The sequence below is a fragment of the Chitinivorax sp. B genome (assembly GCF_005503445.1).
GTDB lineage: Bacteria > Pseudomonadota > Gammaproteobacteria > Burkholderiales > SCOH01 > Chitinivorax.
Window position 1 is genome coordinate 1 of record NZ_SCOH01000135.1, and the last position, 1,756, is coordinate 1,756.

Sequence of the window (1,756 nt, forward strand, 5' to 3'; positions counted from 1 at the left end):
CGCCAACGCCAACGCCAACGCCAACGCCAACGCCAACGCCAACGCCAACGCCAACGCCAACGCCAACGGGCAGTGTGCCAAAGCACCCACTGATTGGCTACTGGCATAATTTCGAAAATGGCTCTGGTTACATCAAGATGAAAGATGTCGCCCCAGCTTGGGACATCATCAATCTCTCTTTTGCAGAAAACAAACCCGGCGGCTCAGAAGGTGAAGTTGCATTTACCTTATGCCCAGTTCGCGAATGCGGTACCAACGCCGAAACTGAAGAGGAATTCATCGCCGGTATTCGTACACAACAGGCAAAAGGCAAAAAGGTGCTGATATCGCTGGGTGGTGCGAATGCTCATATCCAGCTCAACTCCGCCGCAGCCCGTGACAATTTTGTCCGCACCATGGGCGACATCATCAGCCGTTATGGGCTGGATGGACTGGATATCGACCTGGAAGGCGGTTCACTGGCCTTGGCCAACGGCGACAGCGATATCAACAACCCGACCACGCCGGCAGTAGTCAACATGATTGCCGCCGTGAAGACACTGAAAGCCCGTTTCGGCAGCAAATTCATCTTGACCATGGCACCGGAGACCGCTTACGTGCAAGGTGGGCAGATCACTTATGCCGGCATCTGGGGGGCGTATCTGCCCGTGATTCACGGGCTGCGTAACGAGCTGACCATTCTGCATGTGCAGCACTACAACACCGGTGGCCTGCCCGGTACGGATGGCAAGAACTACAACCCGGGCACTGCCGATTTCCATGTTGCAATGACTGACATGATGCTGACCGGATTCAGCCTAGGTGGCGATGCCAACAAACGCTTCCCGGCATTGCGGCCGGATCAACTGGCCTTTGGTCTACCTTCCGGCTCCCGCTCGGCATCCAGCGGTTTCACCAGCCCAGCGGAAGCGCAGAAGGCAGTGGATTGCCTGACCAAAGGCACCCATTGCGGCCAGTACAAACCTGCCAAGACTTACCCGGCTTTCCGTGGCCTGATGACGTGGTCCATCAATTGGGACCGCGCTGATGGTTACAACTTCTCCGGAGCCCATCGCGCTTATTTGAACAGCCTGCCCTAAGGGACATATCGGCAGGATCAGTGACGGGCCTGCACCCACCTCAACGGCGGTGTGATCGAATCATCACCCGCCTTTTTCCAGTTTTGCTATGGAGAGCGAAATGAACATGATGCCCATGATTCGTGCATTGGCCACCGTATCGGTAATCAGCCAATGTGCACTGGCGGTCTCGACAGCCTATGCTGCCCCGGTCACCCAAACCCGTGCTACTGCAGCACCTGCATGGCAGGAAGGCAATACCTACAGTGCTGGTACGGTTGTCAGCCATAAAGGGCACAACTACAAGGCGTTGGTAACACATACCGCCTATGTCGGTGCCAACTGGAACCCAGCTGCGACCAATACCTTGTGGCAAGACCTGGGGGCTGCAGGTACACCCACACCGACGCCTGTACCGACTCCGACACCCAAGCCAACGCCAACGCCAACGCCAACGCCAACGCCAACGCCAACGCCAACGCCAACGCCGCAGCCTACCCCGGTACCGACACCAACGCCTACCCCATCCAACTGCAACTATCCGGCATGGGATACCAACACCGCCTATACCAGTGGCCAGCGCGTGGTGTATCAAGGCAAGTCGTATGAAGCGAAATGGTGGACCAAGGGCGACAACCCAACACAATCTGGCGAATGGGGCGTGTGGAAAGCCGTGACCAATTGCAGCGTGCCAACCC

The 1,756-nt window shown here is 57.1% G+C and carries 2 protein-coding genes; both read left to right on the top strand.

The genetic code is table 11. From position 1 onward, the window contains the following. On the top strand, positions 1-1,079 hold a 1,079-nt coding region (locus FFS57_RS24785), incomplete at its 5' end, for a chitinase (protein ID WP_249384168.1). A 100-nt stretch (positions 1,080-1,179) separates the two neighbouring features. Then, on the top strand, positions 1,180-1,756 hold a 577-nt coding region (locus tag FFS57_RS24790; protein WP_249384169.1), incomplete at its 3' end, for a carbohydrate-binding protein.